Below are 17,395 nucleotides of genomic sequence, written 5' to 3'. Positions count from 1 at the left end.
ACCCCCTTCCTATACTGGTCACGAAACCGCCGCTCCCTCCCCGAAGGACCCGCATGGGCGCCCAGACCCTCCCGGACGACGTGCTCGACGCGTACGGCATCCCCGTCCTGCCCGACCCCGCCTCCGCGACCGCCCGCAAGCGCCAGGCGATCATCGACGCCGCCCTCGCGGAGTTCCTGGCCGAGGGGTACGCGGCGGCGTCCATGGACGCGATCACCCAGCGGTCCGGCGTCTCCAAGGCGACCGTCTACAAGCACTTCGGCAGCAAGGAGCGCCTGTTCCTCGCCGTCATCGGCGGGGTGCTGGTCCGCACGTACGCCGGGGTCGAGCCCGTCGTCGCCGCCGGGCTGGCCGAGGTGCCCGAGCCGCGCGCCGCGCTCGTCCGGCTGGCCGGTGACTGGGCCCGCGCGCTGCTGCGGCCCGACCTCATGGCGCTGCGGCGGCTGGTGATCGGCGAGATCGACCGCTTCCCGCAGCTCGGGCAGCTCTGGTACCGGCTCACGTACGACATGTACAACGGCCCCCTGGTCGAGGCGGTGACCGCGCTCGGCGCGCGCGGCGCCCTCGACGTGCCCGACCCGGAGCTGGCCGTGCGGCAGTTCGTCGCGGTCACGGTCGGCGTGCCCCAGCTCGTGCACACCTTCGCGCCCGGGACGGAGATCGACGAGGACGCGCTGGACCGGCAGATCGCCTCGGGCGTCGACCTCTTCCTGGCCCGGTACGGGCGCGCCTGAGGGGACGTTCCCCGGGCAGTACGATCGGGACCGTCGTCAGCTTTACGTCAGGGATGAAGGAGAAATGGCATGGCGCAGGTCACGCTCAAGGGCAACCCCGTACAGGTCAACGGCAGCCTGCCCGCCGCGGGCTCCGAGGCCCCGCAGTTCAGCCTGGTCGGCGAGGGCCTCGCGGACCTCTCGCTGAAGGACTTCGCCGGCAAGCGCAAGGTCCTCAACATCTTCCCGAGCGTGGACACCCCGACCTGCGCCAGCTCGGTGCGCGCGTTCAACAGCAAGGCGGCGGAGCTCGACAACACCGTCGTGCTCTGCATCTCGGCCGACCTGCCGTTCGCGCAGTCCCGCTTCTGCGGCGCCGAGGGCCTGGAGAACGTGAAGAGCCTCTCCACCCTGCGCGGCCGTGAGTTCCACACCAACTACGGCGTGGACATCGCCGACGGCCCGCTGGCCGGCCTGACCGCGCGCGCCGTCGTCGTCCTCGACGAGAACGACAAGGTCCTGCACACCGAGCTGGTCGGCGAGATCGCGGACGAGCCGAACTACGAGGCCGCGCTCGCGGTGCTCTGATCCGTACGGGTCCCGAGGGGGCCGTCACGACACCCGTCGTGGCGGCCCCCTCGCGTGTGCGGACCGCCCCGCAGGGTGGACCGGCGGCGGAGCGCGGTCAGACGCCGCGCCCGGCCTCCTCCGCGATGATCCCCAGCCAGGCGCGATGGGTGTACGGGGCGGGCGGGTCGATCTCCAGCCCCAGCAGGGACAGCCCGTACGCGTAGTCGGCCTCGTCCAGCCGCAGCGCCAGCAGCTCGTACGCCTCGCCGCACAGCCGGGCGGCCAGCGCCGGGGCCGTGTTCTCCAGGTAGTCGCGGAGGGCCTCCTCGTGGTCCGCGAACTCCAGGCCGTGGTCCTGCGAGAACCAGCCGCCCAGCAGCTGCCCGAGCTCCGGGAACCGGGCCTGCCACTCCCAGCGGGTCAGCGGCGGCCCGGGCGGCGGCATGTCGCCCTCCGCCAGACAGCGCCGCAGGTGCCCGGCGACGGTGAGCAGCCACGCCTGGACCGCGGCCCCTTCGAGCCCCGGGTCGGGCAGCGGGTACACCTCGCCCAGCCGCAGCAGCAGCGGGCCCGGAGGGTTGCGGGCGTACTCGCGGAGCTGGCTCTCGGCGATCCCGACCGCCCACGGCCTGCTGTGCCAGGTGTGGCGGAGGTACGCGGTCAGCGCGGCGCCCGGCTTCTCCTCGGTGTCGTCGGCGGGCAGACCGGCGTACGCGCGGAGGACCTGGTCCATCTCCCCGTACCGGGGGTCGTGCTGGAGCGGGGTCAGCGGCATGGGGGGCGGTCTCCTGTCACGGGTGGATCGGGAAGGTGGCGTGCACGGTGAACCCGAGCGGATGGTCCGGGTCCCGCTTCAGGATCACCCGGGCGGCCCGCACGTCCACCGGCCCGTGACCGGCCAGCATCTCCCCCTGGAGCAGCACCTGTCCGACCGGCTCGGGGCGGGACGGCCAGTACGCCTCGATGGTGAGCCGGGCCCGGTCCGGCCGGGTCAGCCACCGGTGCACGGCCTGCTCGTTCTGCGTGACGACGGCCTGGGTGGCCCACTGCGCGGTCTCCCGGTCCGGGTAGGAGGCGGAACGTGTCAGCACGGGGAGTGCTCCTCTCGGCCGGCGGTCCAGGCGCACGGCCCGTGCTCCTGGCGCAGATGGGTGGTGAGGACGTCGGAGATCAGCGCCAGCCAGGCGGACCAGGAGGTGTGGGCGCCGGAGCCGAGGCCGAGTTCCCCGGCGAAGAAGCGGCGGAGGGTGTCGTCGTCCTGGAAGAGGGCGAGGGCTTCGGCGCATTCGGCGACGACGGGGGGCAGGCGCCACAGGCAGCTGCCGATGTGGTGCCAGTCCGCGACGTAGAGGCCGATGCCGTCCTCGTCGGACATGTCCTCGTCCTCCAGGGCCAAGCCGTCCTGACCGAAGTACGGGCGGAGCAGATTCACGAGCTGGGGAAAACGGCGCTCCAGCTCCCAGGCGGTCGGCACGGAGGCGAGGAATTTGCTGTCGACGGCGACCTGCCACGTGTCCACGTAGGCGGCGATGCCCCTGAGTGCGGTGGGTTCCCCTCCGGGTCCTGATGCCGTGACGAGCTCCCAGAGGTCCCGGGGCATCCTGGAGGCCCCGTCCGCACCCTCGGCGACGGCCTCGGCCAGTGCCCGGACCTCCTCCGCCGCCTCGTACACCGTCACGCCGCCGCGCTCGGAGCGGTCGTACAGGAAGCGCAAGGGAGCCTGGAGCGCGGCCTCAAGCGCGGCCCGGTCGGAGGGGATGCCGGAGCCGGGGGGAAAGAAGGGACTGAGGAGGGTACGCGCGGCTGCGTAGCGGAAGTAGATCCGGTGCACGGGCGGTTCCTGACGGGCTAGGGCCTTTCCGGGAAGGCGGTGACGACGATGAACGGGGGCTGGCGTCCGTCACCGGTGGGCTGGATACGGACCAGGACATTGTGTACGGAGGCCGGTGTGCCGGTGGGGCTGTCCACGGATACCCCGGTGGGTGCGGGACCCATGTAGACCAGGTAGTCGAGCGTCTTCTGGTTCGGACTCGGGTTGGCCAGATAGGTCTGCACGTCCTGGGTGATCTTCGGGGACTCCCTGTCGATCGCCTCCTGGACCAGCCGCTGGGCCGTGGCGAGATCGGCGAACGTGGAGGCTCGTGGCGCTTTGTTGTCGTCCCTCATGCGCCGCTGGAGCTCTTCGGGGGTCAGCCCCACATGCCGGTCGATGGTGTGGGCCGTCTGGTTGCCGACCGTCATGTCCTCCTGGTTGGCCAGGTCGATCGGGTACGTGTGGTTCGTCGCCTGGTCGCCCTCCACCGTCCATTTGTGGTCCGTCCCGTACCCGGCGATGGAGCGGGAGCCCACGGACTGGGCTTTGGCCTCCTCCGCCTGGAAGCTGGGGACGCTGCGCCGGGCCTCGCGCAGGGCTGCCAGGCGGCTCCGCAGGTCCTGGGCGAGCTCGGAGGTCCTGGCGTTGTACCGGTCCACGCCCGCGTTGAGGGCGCCCTCGTTCAGGTTGTCCAGGAAGTTCTTGGCGAGCCCCACCGGGCCGGTGAACAGGGAGACCAGGTCTTTCATGAAGTTCTTGACGGTGTCCGACTCCACCAGTTCCTTGGCCGCCTCCAGGTACTCGTGCTCGATCACCTTGCGGACGTCGCGCACCGCCGTGGCGAAGGAGTCGAGGGCGTCGGCGATGGCCTGCGCGGTCTTGATCAGCACCTGGAGCACGGGCTGCTCGTTCATGCTGCGTTTCCATTTGTAGCCCTGCGCGACGGGGCCGCCGCCCTTGCCCCAGGTCGCGGTCCCCCACAGGTCGGAGGTGAACTGGCCCATCGCGTCCTGCCATTCGGTGGCAGCGCTGTCCGGGTTCTTCAAATAGTTGATGGCGGCGTCCAGGTCGCGGCCGGTCCTCTCGGCGTCGGTCGCCAGCTGCCGCCAGGCCGCCGCCACCAGCGGCAGTTCGATGTCGTCGCCGCCCGGGGTGATCTGGCCGACCTTGCCGTGGTTGAGGGCCTTGTCCATGGCCTCCTTGATCAGCCACTGGATGGCGCTGCCCAGGGCCCCGAGGACATCGTCGATGATCCGCTCGGCGAAGTTGCCGCCGCCTCCGGTCCGCCAGCCGAGGAACGGCGCCTTCCCGTAGTCCGGGATGCTCCGGATGACGTCCGGTATCTGCTTCAGGGTGGTCGGGGCGCCCCACGACGGGTGGGAGGCGTACTCGGCCCGGACGTAGTTGTTCGCGGTGATCGTCAGGCCGGTGGAGACGCCGCCGATGGCCACGACGGAGGCGGCCCACACTTGCAGGTAGAGGGCGGCGACTTCGTCGTAGGCCTTCTCGAACTCCTCCGGGCCCGAGCCGACCCCGCCCACGTGCTTGTGGCCGTCCAGCGTGTTCAGGAGCTGCCGGGGGGCCTTGTCGAAGGCCGTCTGGTGGTTCCGGATGAGGTACGAGGTGTACCAGACGTGCCCCGAGTCGACGTCGAAGCCGCTCGGGAAATCCGGGCCGGTGGACGGCTTGAGGCCCTGGACCTCCTTGTCCGGGTCGGGTTTCGGCTGCGGCTGCCCCTGGGAGATGTCGTTGCCCTGGGGGTCGGTGAGCTTGCCGGGGGCGGGGGACGGCACCTGCGGCACGTTCGGCTGCGTGTTCCCGCTGCTCCCGTTCCCGCTGCCCCCAGACGGCGGCGCCGGCGTGGCCATCAGGCCGCCCCCCAGCCGCGCAGGACCGCCTGGTGGGCGGCCGTGTAGTTGGCGTGGGAGGTGGTCACCGAGTCGTGCAGCCAGGACTGGGTGGCCTTCAGGTCCTCCATGTCCCTGGCCCACCGGTCCAGGGTGATCACGAACTCTTCGCGGGCCTCGCCCTGCCAGCCGAGGACCACCCGCTCGACGCGCGCGTACAGCTGGGCCAGTTGTTCGTTCAGCTTCCGGAGGATCTCCTCCAGTTCCCCGGACATCGCCTGTAACGCGGCGATGTCCACGGCTATCCGCTCGTCTCCCGCCATGCCCGCTCCTCCCCCTACACGTCTTCGATGCGGCTGCGGGGGACGGGCACGGACTCGGGGCCCGGCGCGCCCGGCGGCGGGGCCTGGAGGGCGTTCGCCTCCCGTGCCACGTCGACCTGGCTCTGGGCCTTCCGCAGCCGGGACAGCACGTCCAGCTCCCGCTCGGTGAACCCGTCGCGGCTGAGCCGGACCGCCTCCTCCAGGAGCCGCAGGTGCTCCCGGACGCGTACGGCGTCCTGCGCGGCCTCGTCGTGCAGGGTCCGGTAGGCGGCGCCGGTGGCGCCCTGCCAGCGGGCCTGGATGCGGTCGACGATCCCGTCCATGAGCCGGACCTGCGAGTCGAGGTGCCGCTGCATGACGCCGAGGTCGTCGGCCAGCTTGGTCAGCCCGTCGTCCTCGGGCACCCGCAGATCGGGATCGTTCACCGCCATTGGCGCCCCGCCTCCCCCGTCGGTCGCGCGACCATCAGCCGCGCGCCGAACCTACAAGGGGGCCTGGAACAAAGGAAGTTGCGATGAGGTCAGGAGACACGATCGTGATGGCGGGTTCTCGCCGCTCACGCCGCCAGCCGCACCGCCAGCACCGCGATCAGCGCGCTCGACGCGAGGGTCGTGGCCAGCCGGCCCCTCGGGCCGGTCAGGGCGCGGCCCAGCAGGGTGCCGCCGGTGGCCAGGAGGAGCTGCCAGCTCGCCGAGGCGGCGAGGGCCGCGAGGACGAAGGCGGCGCGTTCGGGGAGGGTCGCCGGGGCGTCCGGGCCGGTGGCCAGGATCAGGGCGGCGAAGTAGACCACCGTCATCGGGTTCAGGACCGTGATGGCCAGGAAGGCGGCGTAGGCGCGGGCCGGGGTGAGGGGCCGGGCGCCGTCGTCGCGGGAGGCGAGGGTGCCCGCGCGGTGGGCGCGCAGCGCCGTCCACGCGGCCCGGGCGGCCAGGACCAGCAGGACCGCGGCCGAGACCAGGCGCAGCGGCGTCGTCACCGGGGCCAGGTACGGGACGAGGGCGGAGCCGCCCGCGACGGCGAGGAGGGCGTAGGCGCCGTCGGCGGTGGCGACGCCGAGGGCCGCGGCGGCGCCGGTGCGCCAGCCGGTGCGGGCGGTGACGGCGACGAGGTACGCGCCGACCGCGCCGACCGGGATCGCGATGCCGTAGCCGGCCAGCAGGCCGGCCAGGGCCGCGGCCGTCACGCGACGGCGGGGGTCGCTCCGGCGTCGGCGCCGGGCTGTCGGCGGTAGGCCGAGCCGTCCTTCGTACGGGCGAGCTGGCCGCCGATCACGAGGTAGCGGCGCAGCGCCGGGAAGTCCTCGTGGACGGTCTTCAGGGCCTCGTTGACCTCGCGCTCGCTGTAGACGGCGGAGGCGTCGAAGAGCGTGGCGGCCAGGTGGTCGAGGAGGGCCGCTCTGCGGGCGGGCTTGCGCGGGATCGCCTTGAGGCGTCCGTCCGCGCTGAACAGGTCGGAGATCATGGGGTGCAGACTGGCCCGCGCCGCCCGTGCGCGGCAACGGGTTTTAGCGGGTCGTCACGTTCACCGCCGGGTCGATCCTCGGCATGATCGGCGGCATCCCGTGCTCCACGAAGATCGGCCGCGCCCGCTCGACGAAGGCCAGGAACGCCTCCTCCGACTCCCAGAAGTCGACCACCCGCCACCCGCCCGTGCCGTCGGGCCCGGCCGCGTGCGCGAGGAAGCCGGGCATGGGCCACCACGAGGCGGTCTCGATCGCGGTGATGGCGCGCTCGTAGACCTCCTGGGTCAGACCGGGGACCTCGACGGTGACGATGACGGCCATGGCGCTGCTCCCGTGCGTGGGGGGTGGGGCGGGGTCCCGACCAGCACAGCAGCCGGTCCCCCGCCCCGCATCGTGGCCGGGCCGAAAGGGCTACCCGCCCAGGCGGTAGTGGATCTTCTTCACCAGTTCCCTCAGGTCCGGCGTCCGCAGCAGGCTGTAGTGGTCGGCGTCCAGTTCGATCACCGTCGGCGGGCGGCTGGACCAGCCGGTGGTGCCTTCGAGGAAGGAGTAGTCGTCGCCCTGCGCCTTGAAGATCGTCACCGGGCAGGACACCTTCCGCTCGGTGAGCTCCTGGAAGGTGTACGTGAAGTCGAAGGTCTGCTCCACGATCGCGATGATCCGGGCGATCAGCTCCGGGTCCAGCGCCGGGAAGCGCTCCGCCACGTGCGCCGCGAAGCCCTCCGCGTCCTTCGCCGGGACGTCCGCGAGGGTGCCCGCGAAGACCGAGTACAGGATCTGCGTGAAGCCGGGGTTGTCGTACGAGGCGCCGCCCGCCGCCGACTCCGCGCGTACCTTCGGCGAACCGGGGGCGATCAGGAAGAGGTGCTCGACCTGTTCCCCCGCCGCCTCCAGCAGGTGCGCCGACTCGAAGGCGACCCGGGCGCCGAAGGAGTAGCCCCACAGGGTGTACGGGCCGGCGGGCTGGCGGCGCCGGATCGCGGCCACGTCGGCGGCGGCCATCTCGCGGATCGTCGCGTACGGCGTCTCGCCTCGGTTGATGCCGTGCGCCTGCACCCCGTAGAAGGGGCGGTCGACGCCGACGGCCTCGGCCAGGAAGCGCAGGTTCATCGTGTAGCCGCCGAGGCCGGGCCAGCAGAACACCGGCGACTGGGCGCCGTCCGCGTGCAGCCGGACGAGCCGCGAGGCGGGCGTCGCGGCGGCGCCGTCCACCCGGTGGGCCAGCTTCTCGATGGTGGGGGCCTCGAAGAGGATCTGGAGCGGGAGGGCGGCGTCCGGGAACTCGCGGTTGATCTTCGTGATGAGCGCGACCGCGATCAGCGAGTTGCCGCCCGACTCGAAGAAGTCGTCCTGCACGGAGACCGCCTCGACCTCCTCGTACTTGAGCGCCGCCGCCCAGATCGCGGTCAGCCGGGTCTCGGTGCGGGTGCGCGGCAGGACGTGCGGGCGGCCGTGCAGGCCCGCGTTGACGACGGCGAGCTCGCCGAGCGCCTTGGTGTCCACCTTGCCGTTGGCGGAGTGCGGCAGCCGGTCGAGGACGACGACGCGGTTGGGGATCATGTAGTCGGGCAGGTGGTTGACCAGGTCGTCGCGGATCATCTCCGCGGGGCCCTTCATGTGGACGGTGTCCTCGTACATGCCCTCGCTGAGCGCCTGCTCCTCGCTGACCCGGCCGCCGACGAAGAAGTACGAGGGGCCGGTCGGGCGGCCCGCCGCCGCCAGCACCTCGTCCATGCGGCGGGCGGCGGGCAGCGGGTTGCCGGTCATCGAGCTGTAGCCGGAGGACATGAAGCCGAGGCCGTGGCCGCCGAGCTGGAGGCGCTGGAGGGCGCGGCCCAGGTCGATGTAGGCGCGCCAGGGCTCCTCGGTCCGGCTGATCGCCGTGACGCCCAGGCTCGCCCGGTCGTACACCGCCTGGTTGATGGCGATGACGTGCCTCCTCTCGACCAGGCCGGGGGCCAGGGGGCTCAGCTCGCCCCGCTCGTACACGTACTGGCCTTCCGGAAGGTCCGCGATCCGGTCCGGGTGGGACTGGACGTAGAGGTCCACCTCCGGCCCGGCCGGCGCCTCCTCGTCGTACGGGACGAGCGCGAAGACACCCAGGTCCTCGGGGTCGCCGGGGGCGCCGCCGCGGACCGGGCGGACGTCCAGGCCGAGGCCCGGCAGGATCTCCTCGAACAGGCCGACCATGTGGCCGGTCTCGATCTCCAGGACCTCGCGGATGTTGTTGCGGTAGACCGGCTCGATCGCCGACCACTTGCCCCGGAAGGCGAAGCGGACCAGGGGCTCTCCCCCGGCGGCGGCCGGCTCCATCAGGTGCAGCCGGTGGTGCACCGGGTGGTAGTAGTACGTGCCGGGCTCCAGGCCCGCGATGCCGCGCGCCTGGACGTACAGCTGGGTCGCGTAGAGCGCGCCCGGCGAGGCGTAGCCGTACTTCGGGAGCAGCCGCTCCTCGCTGGTGAACTGGCCGAACCAGCGCAGGATCTCGCCCAGGTCGGCGGCGGTGAGGGTGCCCACGGCGCGCGAGCCGATGCCCTCGGGGCGGCGGGCCAGGGCGGCCAGCACGTCGGCGCGGGTGACCGGGCCGCCCTCGTAGAAGCGGTAGGTCTTGCGGGCGAAGACGGTGCGGCGCATCCGCTCGGTGGGGGTGCGGCCGGCGAGCCCGACGACGGGGCGGCCGGCGAGGGCGGTGTCGTCGAGGGTGCCCGCGTTGGACAGCTGCGCCTTGACCTGGAGCTTGGACTCCTTGGACTGGTGGTGGGCGCCGTGGTTGCCCTGGTCCATCAGGGCGGCTTCCTTCGGGGAGAGCTCGACGCAGGCGACCAGGTTCTGGAAGCCGGTGCGGGGCTCGTTCTTCACGATGACGGCGGCGGACTTCACCCAGTCGTGGTTCTCGATGGCGACGGCGATCTCGTCGAGCTCGACGCGGAAGCCGCGGAGCTTGATCTGGTTGTCGGCGCGGCCGGCGAACTGGACGGTGCCGTCCTCGTTCCAGGTGGCCAGGTCGCCGGTGCGGTAGAGCCGTTCGCCGTCCTCGGCGGTGATGAAGCGCTCGGCCGTGAGCTCGGGCCGGTCCAGGTACCCCCGCGCCACCTGGACGCCGCCGATGCAGAGCTCGCCGTCGCGTATGTGGAAGGTCGTCTCGTACGCGGGTCTTCCGATCGGGACGGCGGAGGGCCCGTCGGCGACGGTGGCCCGGTCCACGGTGTGCGAGGAGGCGTTGATGGTGCACTCGGTGGGGCCGTACAGGTTGATCAGCTCGGTGCCGGGGAGTTCGGCGAGGAGCTGCACGGCGAGGTTGCGCGAGAGGACCTCGCCGCCCGAGTAGACCCGGCGCAGGGTGGCGCAGCTCCCGAGGCGCTCGGTGTCGACGAGGGCCTGGAGGAGGGTGGGGACGCCCTGGAGCATGGTGACGCCGTGCCGCCGGATGGTGTCGATCAGGCCCTCGGGGTCGCGGTAGACGCCGGGCGGGCCCATGGCGACGCGGGCGCCGACGGCGGAGGCGAGGATCTCCCACTGGGCGGCGTCGAAGGACATCGGGGTCTTCTGGACGACGACGGCATCGGCGCCGAGGGAGTGCTCGGCGCCCATCCAGCGCATCTGGGCGGTGATGGAGCGGTGCTCGACCATGACGCCCTTGGGCTTGCCGGTGGAGCCCGAGGTGTAGATCACGTACGCGAGCTGGGACGGGTCCACCTCGGGCTCCGCGAGCGGCTGTTCGTCGCCCGCGGTGCGCCAGGCGTGCTGGACGGCGTCCTTGAGGGTGATGACGGTGGAGCCGGGCGGGGCGAGTTCGGTGACGCGCTCGCGGAAGCGTTCCTGGGTGAAGACGATCCGGGCCCCGCTGTCCTCGATCATGTAGCGCAGCCGCTCCTCCGGGTACTCCGGGGAGAGCGGCACATAGGCGCCGCCGGAGAACAGCACGCCCCAGGTGCCGATCACCAGTTCGAGCGAAGGTTCGACGTGAACCCCGATCCGCTCGTCGGCGGACACCCCTAAGGTGCGCAGGTACGTGGCGAGGACGGCGGCGCCCTCGTGCAGTTCGCGGAAGGACAGGGTGTCGTCGCCGAAGACGACGGCGGTGTCGTCACCGCGCAGCGCCGCCTGCTCGCGCAGCAGCCGGTCGAGCGTCGCCGGCGCCTCCGCCGTGTTCACCGTACTGGGCATGAAGGTCCTCTTCGTGAGTCGAAAGGGATGGGCCCCGGTCCTTCCGGACCGGGGCCCACCGCTCTCAGCGGTAGATGAGCAGTTCCTGCTCCGTCGCGCCCGTCAGCTCGTAGCGGGTGCGTACCAGCGGGCGTCCCGAATAGATGCGGATCAAGGTCGCCGCGTCGCCGTGGAAGCGGGCCGGCGGCCGGCCCTCGATCTCGTTGCCGAGGGCCACCTCCCCGCCGCCCCGGTCGGCCAGGACCCCCACCAGCCGAGGAGTCTCCCGCTTGCGGCTGGTGACGGAGAGCAGCGGCAGGGCCAGTTCGAGGGCGTCCCCGCAGTAGGCGCCGGGCTCCCCGAAGGCCTCCCGGACGTCCCCCGCGTGGACCCACTCGCCGAGCGCGACGGCGTCGAGCCTGCCGTCCTCCCGGTCGGCGATCACCGGACCGGCCTCGGTGAGCCCGCGCTCCAGCTCGTCGAGGATGCGGTCGAGCGCCCACTTCTCCCGCTCGGCCACGTCGCAGGCGTTGGCCTCGGGGAGGAACACCCCTTCCTCCAGGCGCCCTTCGACGATCCGGACCAGGGCCGCCCCGCAGTGCGCGAGCACCTGCCGGGCGGTCCAGCCGGGACAGGCCGTGCGGAGCTCGAAGGCCTCGGGGGGCGTCCGCCGCAGCAGCGGCATCAGCAGGTCCCGCTCGGTCTTCAGGAGGTGGTCCGGCAGCCAGGGGTCACGTCTGTCGTCCACGTCGGCGGGACACATCAGTAGCGGTAGTGGTCGGGCTTGTACGGGCCCTCGACCGGAACGCCGATGTACGTGGCCTGCTCCGGGCGGAGGGTGGTGAGCCGGACGCCCAGGGCGTCCAGGTGAAGGCGCGCGACCTTCTCGTCCAGGTGCTTCGGCAGCGTGTAGACGCCGACGGGGTACTCGGCGGTCTTCGTGAAGAGCTCGATCTGGGCCAGGGTCTGGTCCGCGAAGGAGTTGGACATCACGAAGGACGGGTGGCCCGTCGCGTTGCCCAGGTTGAGCAGCCGGCCCTCGGAGAGCACGATGACGACCTTGCCGTCGGGGAAGGTCCAGGTGTGGACCTGCGGCTTGACCTCGTCCTTGACGATGCCGTCGATCTTGGCCAGGCCGGCCATGTCGATCTCGTTGTCGAAGTGGCCGATGTTGCCGACGATCGCCTGGTGCTTCATGCGGGCGATGTCGGACGCCATGATGATGTCCTTGTTGCCCGTGGTGGTGATGAAGATGTCGGCGGTCTCGACGACGTCCTCCAGGGTGGCGACCTGGTAGCCGTCCATCGCCGCCTGGAGGGCGCAGATCGGGTCGATCTCGGTGACGATGACCCGGGCGCCCTGGCCGCGCAGCGACTCCGCCGAGCCCTTGCCGACGTCGCCGTAGCCGAAGACGACCGCGGTCTTGCCGCCGATGAGGACGTCGGTGGCCCGGTTGATGCCGTCGATCAGGGAGTGCCGGCAGCCGTACTTGTTGTCGAACTTCGACTTGGTCACGGCGTCGTTCACGTTGATCGCCGGGAAGAGCAGCTCGCCCTCGCGGTGCATCTCGTAGAGGCGGTGGACACCGGTGGTGGTCTCCTCCGTCACGCCCCGGATCTCGGCGGCGATCGTCCCCCAGTCGAGCGGGCTGTTCTCCAGCAGGGCGCGGACGACGGCCAGCTCCTCGTTCGCGGCCTCCGGCAGCGCCCCGGTCTTGCGGTACTCCACACCCTTGTGGACGAGCAGCGTGGCGTCGCCGCCGTCGTCCAGGATCATGTTGGGGCCGTCGGCGTCCGGCCAGGTCAGCGCCTGCTCGGTGCACCACCAGTACTCCTCCAGGGTCTCGCCCTTCCAGGCGAAGACCGGGATGCCGGCGGCGGCGATCGCGGCGGCGGCGTGGTCCTGGGTGGAGTAGATGTTGCAGGACACCCAGCGGACCTCGGCGCCCAGCGCGACGAGCGTCTCGATCAGCACGGCCGTCTGCACCGTCATGTGCAGGGAGCCGGTGATCCGGGCCCCGGCCAGCGGCTGCCGCTCGGCGTACTCGCGGCGGATCGCCATCAGGCCCGGCATCTCGTGCTCGGCCAGGGTGATCTCCTTGCGGCCGAACTCCGCGAGACCGATGTCGGCGACCTTGTAGTCGGAAAACACAGCACCGGTGGACTCAGACACGTGCGAGGCTCCTTGAGGCGTGGATCGAACGGTGGATTTCGAGGGCGGCGGTGCTCTTGTTGAGCGTGATGTAGTGCAGGCCGGGGGCGCCCTCGTCGAGCAGCCGCCGGCCCATCGCGGTGGCGTGCTCGACGCCGATCCGGTACGCGGCGGCCGGGTCGTCCTTCGCCGCCTCCAGGCGGTGCGCCAGGTCCTCGGGGAAGGCCGCGTCCGACAGCTCGGCGAAGCGGCGGATCTGGCGCACGTCGGTGGCGGGCATGATCTCCGGGATGATCGGGGTGTCGCAGCCGGCCGCCGCGACCCGGTCCCGCAGCCGCAGGTAGTCCTCCGGGTCGAAGAACATCTGGGTGATCGCGTAGTCGGCGCCCGCCCGGCACTTGGCGACGAAGTGCGCCAGGTCGCTGTCCGGGCCCGCCGAGCGCGGGTGGCCCTCCGGGAAGGCCGCCACGCCGATCCTGAACTCGCCGAGCGAGCGGACGAGTTCGACCAGCTCGTAGGCGTACGCGAAGCCGTCCGGGTGCGGGGTCCAGGCGCCGCGCGGATCGCCCGGCGGGTCGCCCCGCAGCACCAGCACGTCCCGCACCCCGGCGTCCGCGTAGGCGCCGATGATGGCCCGCAGCTCGGCCACCGAGTGCCCGACGGCCGTCAGGTGCGCGACCGGCCGCAGCGTCGTCTCGGTGACGATCCGCTTGGTCACCTCGATGGTCCGGTCGCGGGACGAGCCGCCCGCGCCGTACGTCACGGAGACGAAGTCCGGCGCGAGGGCCTCCACCCGCCGGATCGCGTCCCACAGGGTCTGCTCGCCCCTGTCGGTCTTCGGCGGGAAGAACTCGAAGGAGAAGGTCGGGGCGCCGGCGACCGGGCCCCCGGGATTCGGGTTCACAGGCGTCTGCCTCCCGCGTTGAAGTAGCTGGCCTCCGGGTGGTGCACGACGAAGGCGTCCGTGGACTGCTCGGGGTGCAGCTGGTACTCCTCCGAGAGCTCCACCCCGATCCGCTCGGGCCGCAGCAGCTCGGCGATCTTCGCCCGGTCCTCCAGGTCGGGGCAGGCGGGATAGCCCAGCGAATAGCGGCAGCCCTGGTACTCGGTGCGCAGCATCCCCTCGATGCCGTCCGGATCGGCGCCCCCGATGCCCCACTCGGCACGCACCCGGCCGTGCCAGCACTCGGCCAGCGCCTCGGCCAACTGCACGGACAAGCCGTGGAGTTCGAGGTAGTCGCGGTAGGCGTCGGCGGCGAAGAGCTTCGCCGTCTCCTCCCCGATCCGCGAGCCGACGGTGACGACCTGGAGGGCGAGCACGTCCACCTCGCCGGAATCCTCCGCGCGGAAGAAGTCGGCCAGGCAGAGGCGGCGGCCCCGCTGCTGGCGGGGGAAGGAGAAGCGGGTCCGCTCGCCTCCGTCCTCGTCCAGGACGATCACGTCGTCGCCCTTGGACACACAGGGGAAGTAGCCGTACACGACGGCCGCTTCGAGGAGGTGGTCCGTCTGGAGCCGGTCCAGCCAGCCGCGCAGCCTCGGCCGGCCCTCCGACTCGATCGTGGCGGCGTCCTTCAGCCCCCACTGGCCCTTGAACAGGGCGCTCTCGTCCAGCCAGGAGGCGTACTCGGCGAGCTGGATGCCCTTGACCACCCGCGTCCCGAGGAACGGCGGCTCCGGTACGGGGTTGTCGGCGGCCACGTCGGACCGGCCGGCCGGCTCCGGCTCCCGCACCTGGAGCACGGGGGTCTCCCGCTTCGGCACCCGGCGCTGCTTCAGCTCCGGCAGGGTCGCGCCCGGCACGCCCCGCTTGACCGCCATGAGCGCGTCCATCAGGCGCAGCCCCTCGAAGGCGTCGCGGGCGTAGCGGACCTCGCCCCGGTACAGCTCGTGCAGGTCCTGCTCTACGTACGCCCGGGTGAGGGCGGCGCCGCCGAGGATCACGGGGAAGCGCTCGGCGAGCCCCCGGCCGTTCAGCTCCTCCAGGTTCTCCTTCATGATCACCGTGGACTTGACCAGGAGGCCCGACATGCCGATCACGTCGGCCCGACTCTCCTCGGCGGCCTCCAGGATCGCGGAGACCGGCTGCTTGATGCCGATGTTGACGACGTTGTAGCCGTTGTTGGACAGGATGATGTCGACGAGGTTCTTGCCGATGTCGTGGACGTCGCCCCGGACGGTCGCGAGGACGATGGTGCCCTTGCCCTCGGCGTCCGACTTCTCCATGTGCGGCTCCAGATAGGCCACCGCGATCTTCATGACCTCGGCGGACTGGAGCACGAACGGGAGCTGCATCTGGCCGGAGCCGAAGAGCTCGCCGACCGTCTTCATGCCGTCGAGCAGCACGTCGTTGACGATCTCCAGCGCCGGGCGCTCCGCGAGCGCCGCGTCCAGGTCGGCCTGCAGGCCGTTCTTCTCGCCGTCGATGATCCGGCGCTTCAGGCGCTCCTCCAGCGGCAGCGCCAGCAGCTCCTCCGCCTTGCCGGCCTTGAGCGACTTCGCCGTCGCGCCCTCGAAGAGCTCCAGGAGCCGCTGGAGCGGGTCGTAGCCCTCCCGCCGCCGGTCGTAGATCAGGTCGAGGGCCACCTCCACCTGCTCCGGCTCCAGGCGCGCGATCGGCAGGATCTTCGACGCGTGGACGATCGCCGAGTCCAGGCCCGCCTTCACGCACTCGTCCAGGAACACCGAGTTCAGCACCAGCCGCGCGGCCGGGTTCAGGCCGAAGGAGATGTTGGACAGGCCCAGGGTCGTCTGGACGTCCGGGTGCAGCCGCTTCAGCTCGCGGATCGCCTCGATGGTGGCGATCCCGTCCTTGCGGGACTCCTCCTGGCCGGTGCAGATGGTGAACGTGAGGGTGTCGATCAGGATGTCCGACTCCCTGATCCCCCAGTTCTCCGTGAGGTCGCCGATCAGCCGCTCGGCGATGGCGACCTTGTGCTCGGCCGTCCGCGCCTGCCCCTGCTCGTCGATGGTCAGCGCCATCAGCGCCGCCCCGTGCTCCCGCGCCAGGGTCGTGACCTGCGCGAACCGCGACTCGGGGCCGTCGCCGTCCTCGTAGTTGACCGAGTTGACGACCGCGCGCCCGCCCAGCTTCTCCAGGCCCGCCCGCAGCACCGCGACCTCGGTCGAGTCCAGCACGATCGGCAACGTGGACGCGGTCGCGAAGCGGCCGGCCAGCTCCGCCATGTCGGCGACGCCGTCGCGGCCCACGTAGTCCACGCACAGGTCCAGCAGGTGCGCGCCCTCGCGGATCTGGTCCCGCGCCATCTCGACGCAGTCGTCCCAGCGGCCCTCCAGCATCGCCTCGCGGAACTTCTTCGAGCCGTTGGCGTTCGTCCGCTCGCCGATCGCCAGGTACGAGCTGTCCTGGCGGAACGGCACATGGCTGTAGAGGGAGGAGGCGCCCGGCTCGGAGACCGGGGTCCGCTGCTTCACCGCCGCGCCCCGCACCCGCTCCACGATCTCCCGCAGGTGCTCGGGGGTGGTGCCGCAGCAGCCGCCGACCAGGGCCGGCCCGAAGTCCCGTACGAACGCCTCCTGGGCGTCGGCGAGTTCGGACGGCGTCAGGGGGTAGTGGGCGCCGTCCGAGGTGAGCACCGGCAGGCCCGCGTTGGGCATGACGGAGATCGGGATCCGGGCGTGCCGGGACAGGTGCCGCAGGTGCTCGGCCATCTCGGCGGGTCCGGTCGCGCAGTTGAGGCCGATCATGTCGATGCCGAGCGGCTCCAGGGCGGTCAGCGCCGCCCCGATCTCGGAGCCCAGCAGCATCGTGCCCGTCGTCTCGACGGTCACCTGCACGATCAGCGGCAGGTCGAGCCCGCACCAGTCCAGGGCCTGACGGGCGCCGATGACGGCCGCCTTCGTCTGGAGCAGGTCCTGCGAGGTCTCGATCAGCAGGGCGTCCGCGCCGCCCCGGATCAGGCCCTCGGCGTTCTGCCGGAAGGCGTCCCGCAGCGGCTCGTAGGTGATGTGCCCGAGGGTCGGCAGCTTGGTGCCGGGGCCCATGGAGCCGAGCACCCAGCGGGGCCGCCCGTCGGCCGCGGTGTGCGCGTCGGCCGTGTTGCGGGCGATCCGGGCGCCCGCCTCGGACAGCTCGTACACCCGGTCCTCGATGCCGTACTCGGCCAGCGCGGCCAGGTTGGCGCCGAAGGTGTTGGTCTCCACGCAGTCCACGCCGACCGAGAAGTAGGCGTCGTGCACGGAGGCCACGATGTCGGGCCGGGTGACGTTCAGGATCTCGTTGCAGCCCTCCAGCTGCTGGAAGTCGTCCATCGAGGGGTCGGCGGCCTGGAGCATGGTGCCCATCGCCCCGTCGGCCACCACGACCCGGGTGGCGAACTCCTCCCGCAGGGAACGCCTTCCGCCGCTCACGT

Annotated in this window: 16 protein-coding genes; 2 read left to right on the top strand and 14 right to left on the bottom strand. The window is 71.7% G+C overall.

Features of this window, described 5'->3' with window-relative positions; translation table 11 throughout:
* The first annotated feature begins 53 nt into the window (after window positions 1-53).
* Together ACZ6J5_RS00845 and tpx are read left to right on the top strand one after the other, a co-directional pair.
* Window positions 54-734, top strand: a complete 681-nt coding sequence (locus tag ACZ6J5_RS00845) for a TetR/AcrR family transcriptional regulator (RefSeq protein ID WP_469386300.1) — start codon at window positions 54-56, stop codon at window positions 732-734.
* 69 nt (window positions 735-803) lie between these two features.
* On the top strand, window positions 804-1,301 hold the full coding sequence (tpx, locus tag ACZ6J5_RS00840; RefSeq protein ID WP_469386298.1) for a thiol peroxidase: 498 nt from the start codon (window positions 804-806) through the stop codon (window positions 1,299-1,301).
* 97 nt (window positions 1,302-1,398) lie between these two features.
* Here tpx and ACZ6J5_RS00835 read toward each other — a convergent pair whose 3' ends face one another.
* The 14 genes from ACZ6J5_RS00835 to metH all read right to left on the bottom strand — a co-directional run bounded on the left by ACZ6J5_RS00835 (window position 1,399) and on the right by metH (window position 17,393).
* Complete coding sequence (locus ACZ6J5_RS00835; RefSeq protein WP_469386296.1) at window positions 1,399-2,058, bottom strand: contact-dependent growth inhibition system immunity protein; 660 nt, start codon at window positions 2,056-2,058, stop codon at window positions 1,399-1,401.
* Window positions 2,059-2,074: 16 nt separating this feature from the next.
* A complete protein-coding gene (locus tag ACZ6J5_RS00830; protein ID WP_469386294.1) occupies window positions 2,075-2,374 on the bottom strand; it encodes an RNase A-like domain-containing protein in 300 nt (99 codons plus the stop codon).
* A complete protein-coding gene (locus ACZ6J5_RS00825; RefSeq protein WP_469386292.1) occupies window positions 2,368-3,114 on the bottom strand; it encodes a hypothetical protein in 747 nt (248 codons plus the stop codon). The genes ACZ6J5_RS00830 and ACZ6J5_RS00825 overlap by 7 nt, the downstream gene beginning before the upstream one ends.
* 17 nt (window positions 3,115-3,131) lie before the next feature.
* The gene (locus tag ACZ6J5_RS00820; RefSeq protein WP_469386291.1) at window positions 3,132-4,898 is read right to left on the bottom strand and encodes an RNase A-like domain-containing protein; all 1,767 of its coding nucleotides are present in this window, start codon (window positions 4,896-4,898) and stop codon (window positions 3,132-3,134) included.
* Between the two features lie 65 nt (window positions 4,899-4,963).
* Entirely contained in the window at window positions 4,964-5,266 is a 303-nt protein-coding gene (locus ACZ6J5_RS00815) for a WXG100 family type VII secretion target (protein WP_469386290.1), read from the bottom strand.
* A 14-nt stretch (window positions 5,267-5,280) separates the two neighbouring features.
* Entirely contained in the window at window positions 5,281-5,697 is a 417-nt protein-coding gene (locus ACZ6J5_RS00810; RefSeq protein ID WP_469386288.1) for a WXG100 family type VII secretion target, read from the bottom strand.
* A 125-nt stretch (window positions 5,698-5,822) separates the two neighbouring features.
* Window positions 5,823-6,449: a LysE family transporter gene (locus ACZ6J5_RS00805; protein WP_469386286.1), complete on the bottom strand. Its 627-nt coding sequence runs from the start codon at window positions 6,447-6,449 to the stop codon at window positions 5,823-5,825.
* Window positions 6,446-6,727: a DUF2087 domain-containing protein gene (locus tag ACZ6J5_RS00800; protein ID WP_469386284.1), complete on the bottom strand. Its 282-nt coding sequence runs from the start codon at window positions 6,725-6,727 to the stop codon at window positions 6,446-6,448. Before ACZ6J5_RS00800 ends, ACZ6J5_RS00805 begins: the two co-directional genes overlap by 4 nt.
* A gap of 43 nt (window positions 6,728-6,770) precedes the next feature.
* Window positions 6,771-7,049, bottom strand: coding sequence for an antibiotic biosynthesis monooxygenase (locus tag ACZ6J5_RS00795; RefSeq protein ID WP_469386282.1), 279 nt, complete (start codon window positions 7,047-7,049; stop codon window positions 6,771-6,773).
* A gap of 90 nt (window positions 7,050-7,139) precedes the next feature.
* Complete coding sequence (locus ACZ6J5_RS00790; protein ID WP_469386280.1) at window positions 7,140-10,895, bottom strand: non-ribosomal peptide synthetase family protein; 3,756 nt, start codon at window positions 10,893-10,895, stop codon at window positions 7,140-7,142.
* Between the two features lie 64 nt (window positions 10,896-10,959).
* A complete protein-coding gene (locus tag ACZ6J5_RS00785; protein WP_469386278.1) occupies window positions 10,960-11,637 on the bottom strand; it encodes a maleylpyruvate isomerase family mycothiol-dependent enzyme in 678 nt (225 codons plus the stop codon).
* Window positions 11,637-13,046, bottom strand: coding sequence for an adenosylhomocysteinase (gene ahcY / locus ACZ6J5_RS00780; protein ID WP_469386276.1), 1,410 nt, complete (start codon window positions 13,044-13,046; stop codon window positions 11,637-11,639). Before ahcY ends, ACZ6J5_RS00785 begins: the two co-directional genes overlap by 1 nt.
* Window positions 13,039-13,929, bottom strand: a complete 891-nt coding sequence (gene metF / locus ACZ6J5_RS00775) for a methylenetetrahydrofolate reductase [NAD(P)H] (RefSeq protein ID WP_469386274.1) — start codon at window positions 13,927-13,929, stop codon at window positions 13,039-13,041. The genes ahcY and metF overlap by 8 nt, the downstream gene beginning before the upstream one ends.
* Window positions 13,926-17,393 carry a methionine synthase gene (metH, locus tag ACZ6J5_RS00770; RefSeq protein WP_469386272.1) on the bottom strand — a complete coding sequence of 1,156 codons (3,468 nt, stop codon included), beginning with the start codon at window positions 17,391-17,393 and terminating at the stop codon, window positions 13,926-13,928. The genes metF and metH overlap by 4 nt, the downstream gene beginning before the upstream one ends.
* Window positions 17,394-17,395: the final 2 nt, after the last annotated feature.

It is taken from the genome of Streptomyces sp. NPDC042100 (assembly GCF_055582325.1).
The sequence above is the reverse complement of the archived record's forward strand: the minus strand, read 5'-3'. Positions and strand labels throughout refer to the sequence as shown.

Bases quoted from the DNA above. Each gene is read 5' to 3' on its own strand.
- ACZ6J5_RS00795 (WP_469386282.1), bottom strand. From the start codon at position 7,049: ATGGCCGTCATCGTCACCGTCGAGGTCCCCGGTCTGACCCAGGAGGTC.
- tpx (WP_469386298.1), top strand. From the start codon at position 804: ATGGCGCAGGTCACGCTCAAGGGCAACCCCGTACAGGTCAACGGCAGC.
- ACZ6J5_RS00800 (WP_469386284.1), bottom strand. From the start codon at position 6,727: ATGATCTCCGACCTGTTCAGCGCGGACGGACGCCTCAAGGCGATCCCG.
- ACZ6J5_RS00810 (WP_469386288.1), bottom strand. From the start codon at position 5,697: ATGGCGGTGAACGATCCCGATCTGCGGGTGCCCGAGGACGACGGGCTG.
- ACZ6J5_RS00845 (WP_469386300.1), top strand. From the start codon at position 54: ATGGGCGCCCAGACCCTCCCGGACGACGTGCTCGACGCGTACGGCATC.
- ACZ6J5_RS00785 (WP_469386278.1), bottom strand. From the start codon at position 11,637: ATGTGTCCCGCCGACGTGGACGACAGACGTGACCCCTGGCTGCCGGAC.
- ACZ6J5_RS00790 (WP_469386280.1), bottom strand. From the start codon at position 10,895: ATGCCCAGTACGGTGAACACGGCGGAGGCGCCGGCGACGCTCGACCGG.
- ACZ6J5_RS00815 (WP_469386290.1), bottom strand. From the start codon at position 5,266: ATGGCGGGAGACGAGCGGATAGCCGTGGACATCGCCGCGTTACAGGCG.
- ACZ6J5_RS00835 (WP_469386296.1), bottom strand. From the start codon at position 2,058: ATGCCGCTGACCCCGCTCCAGCACGACCCCCGGTACGGGGAGATGGAC.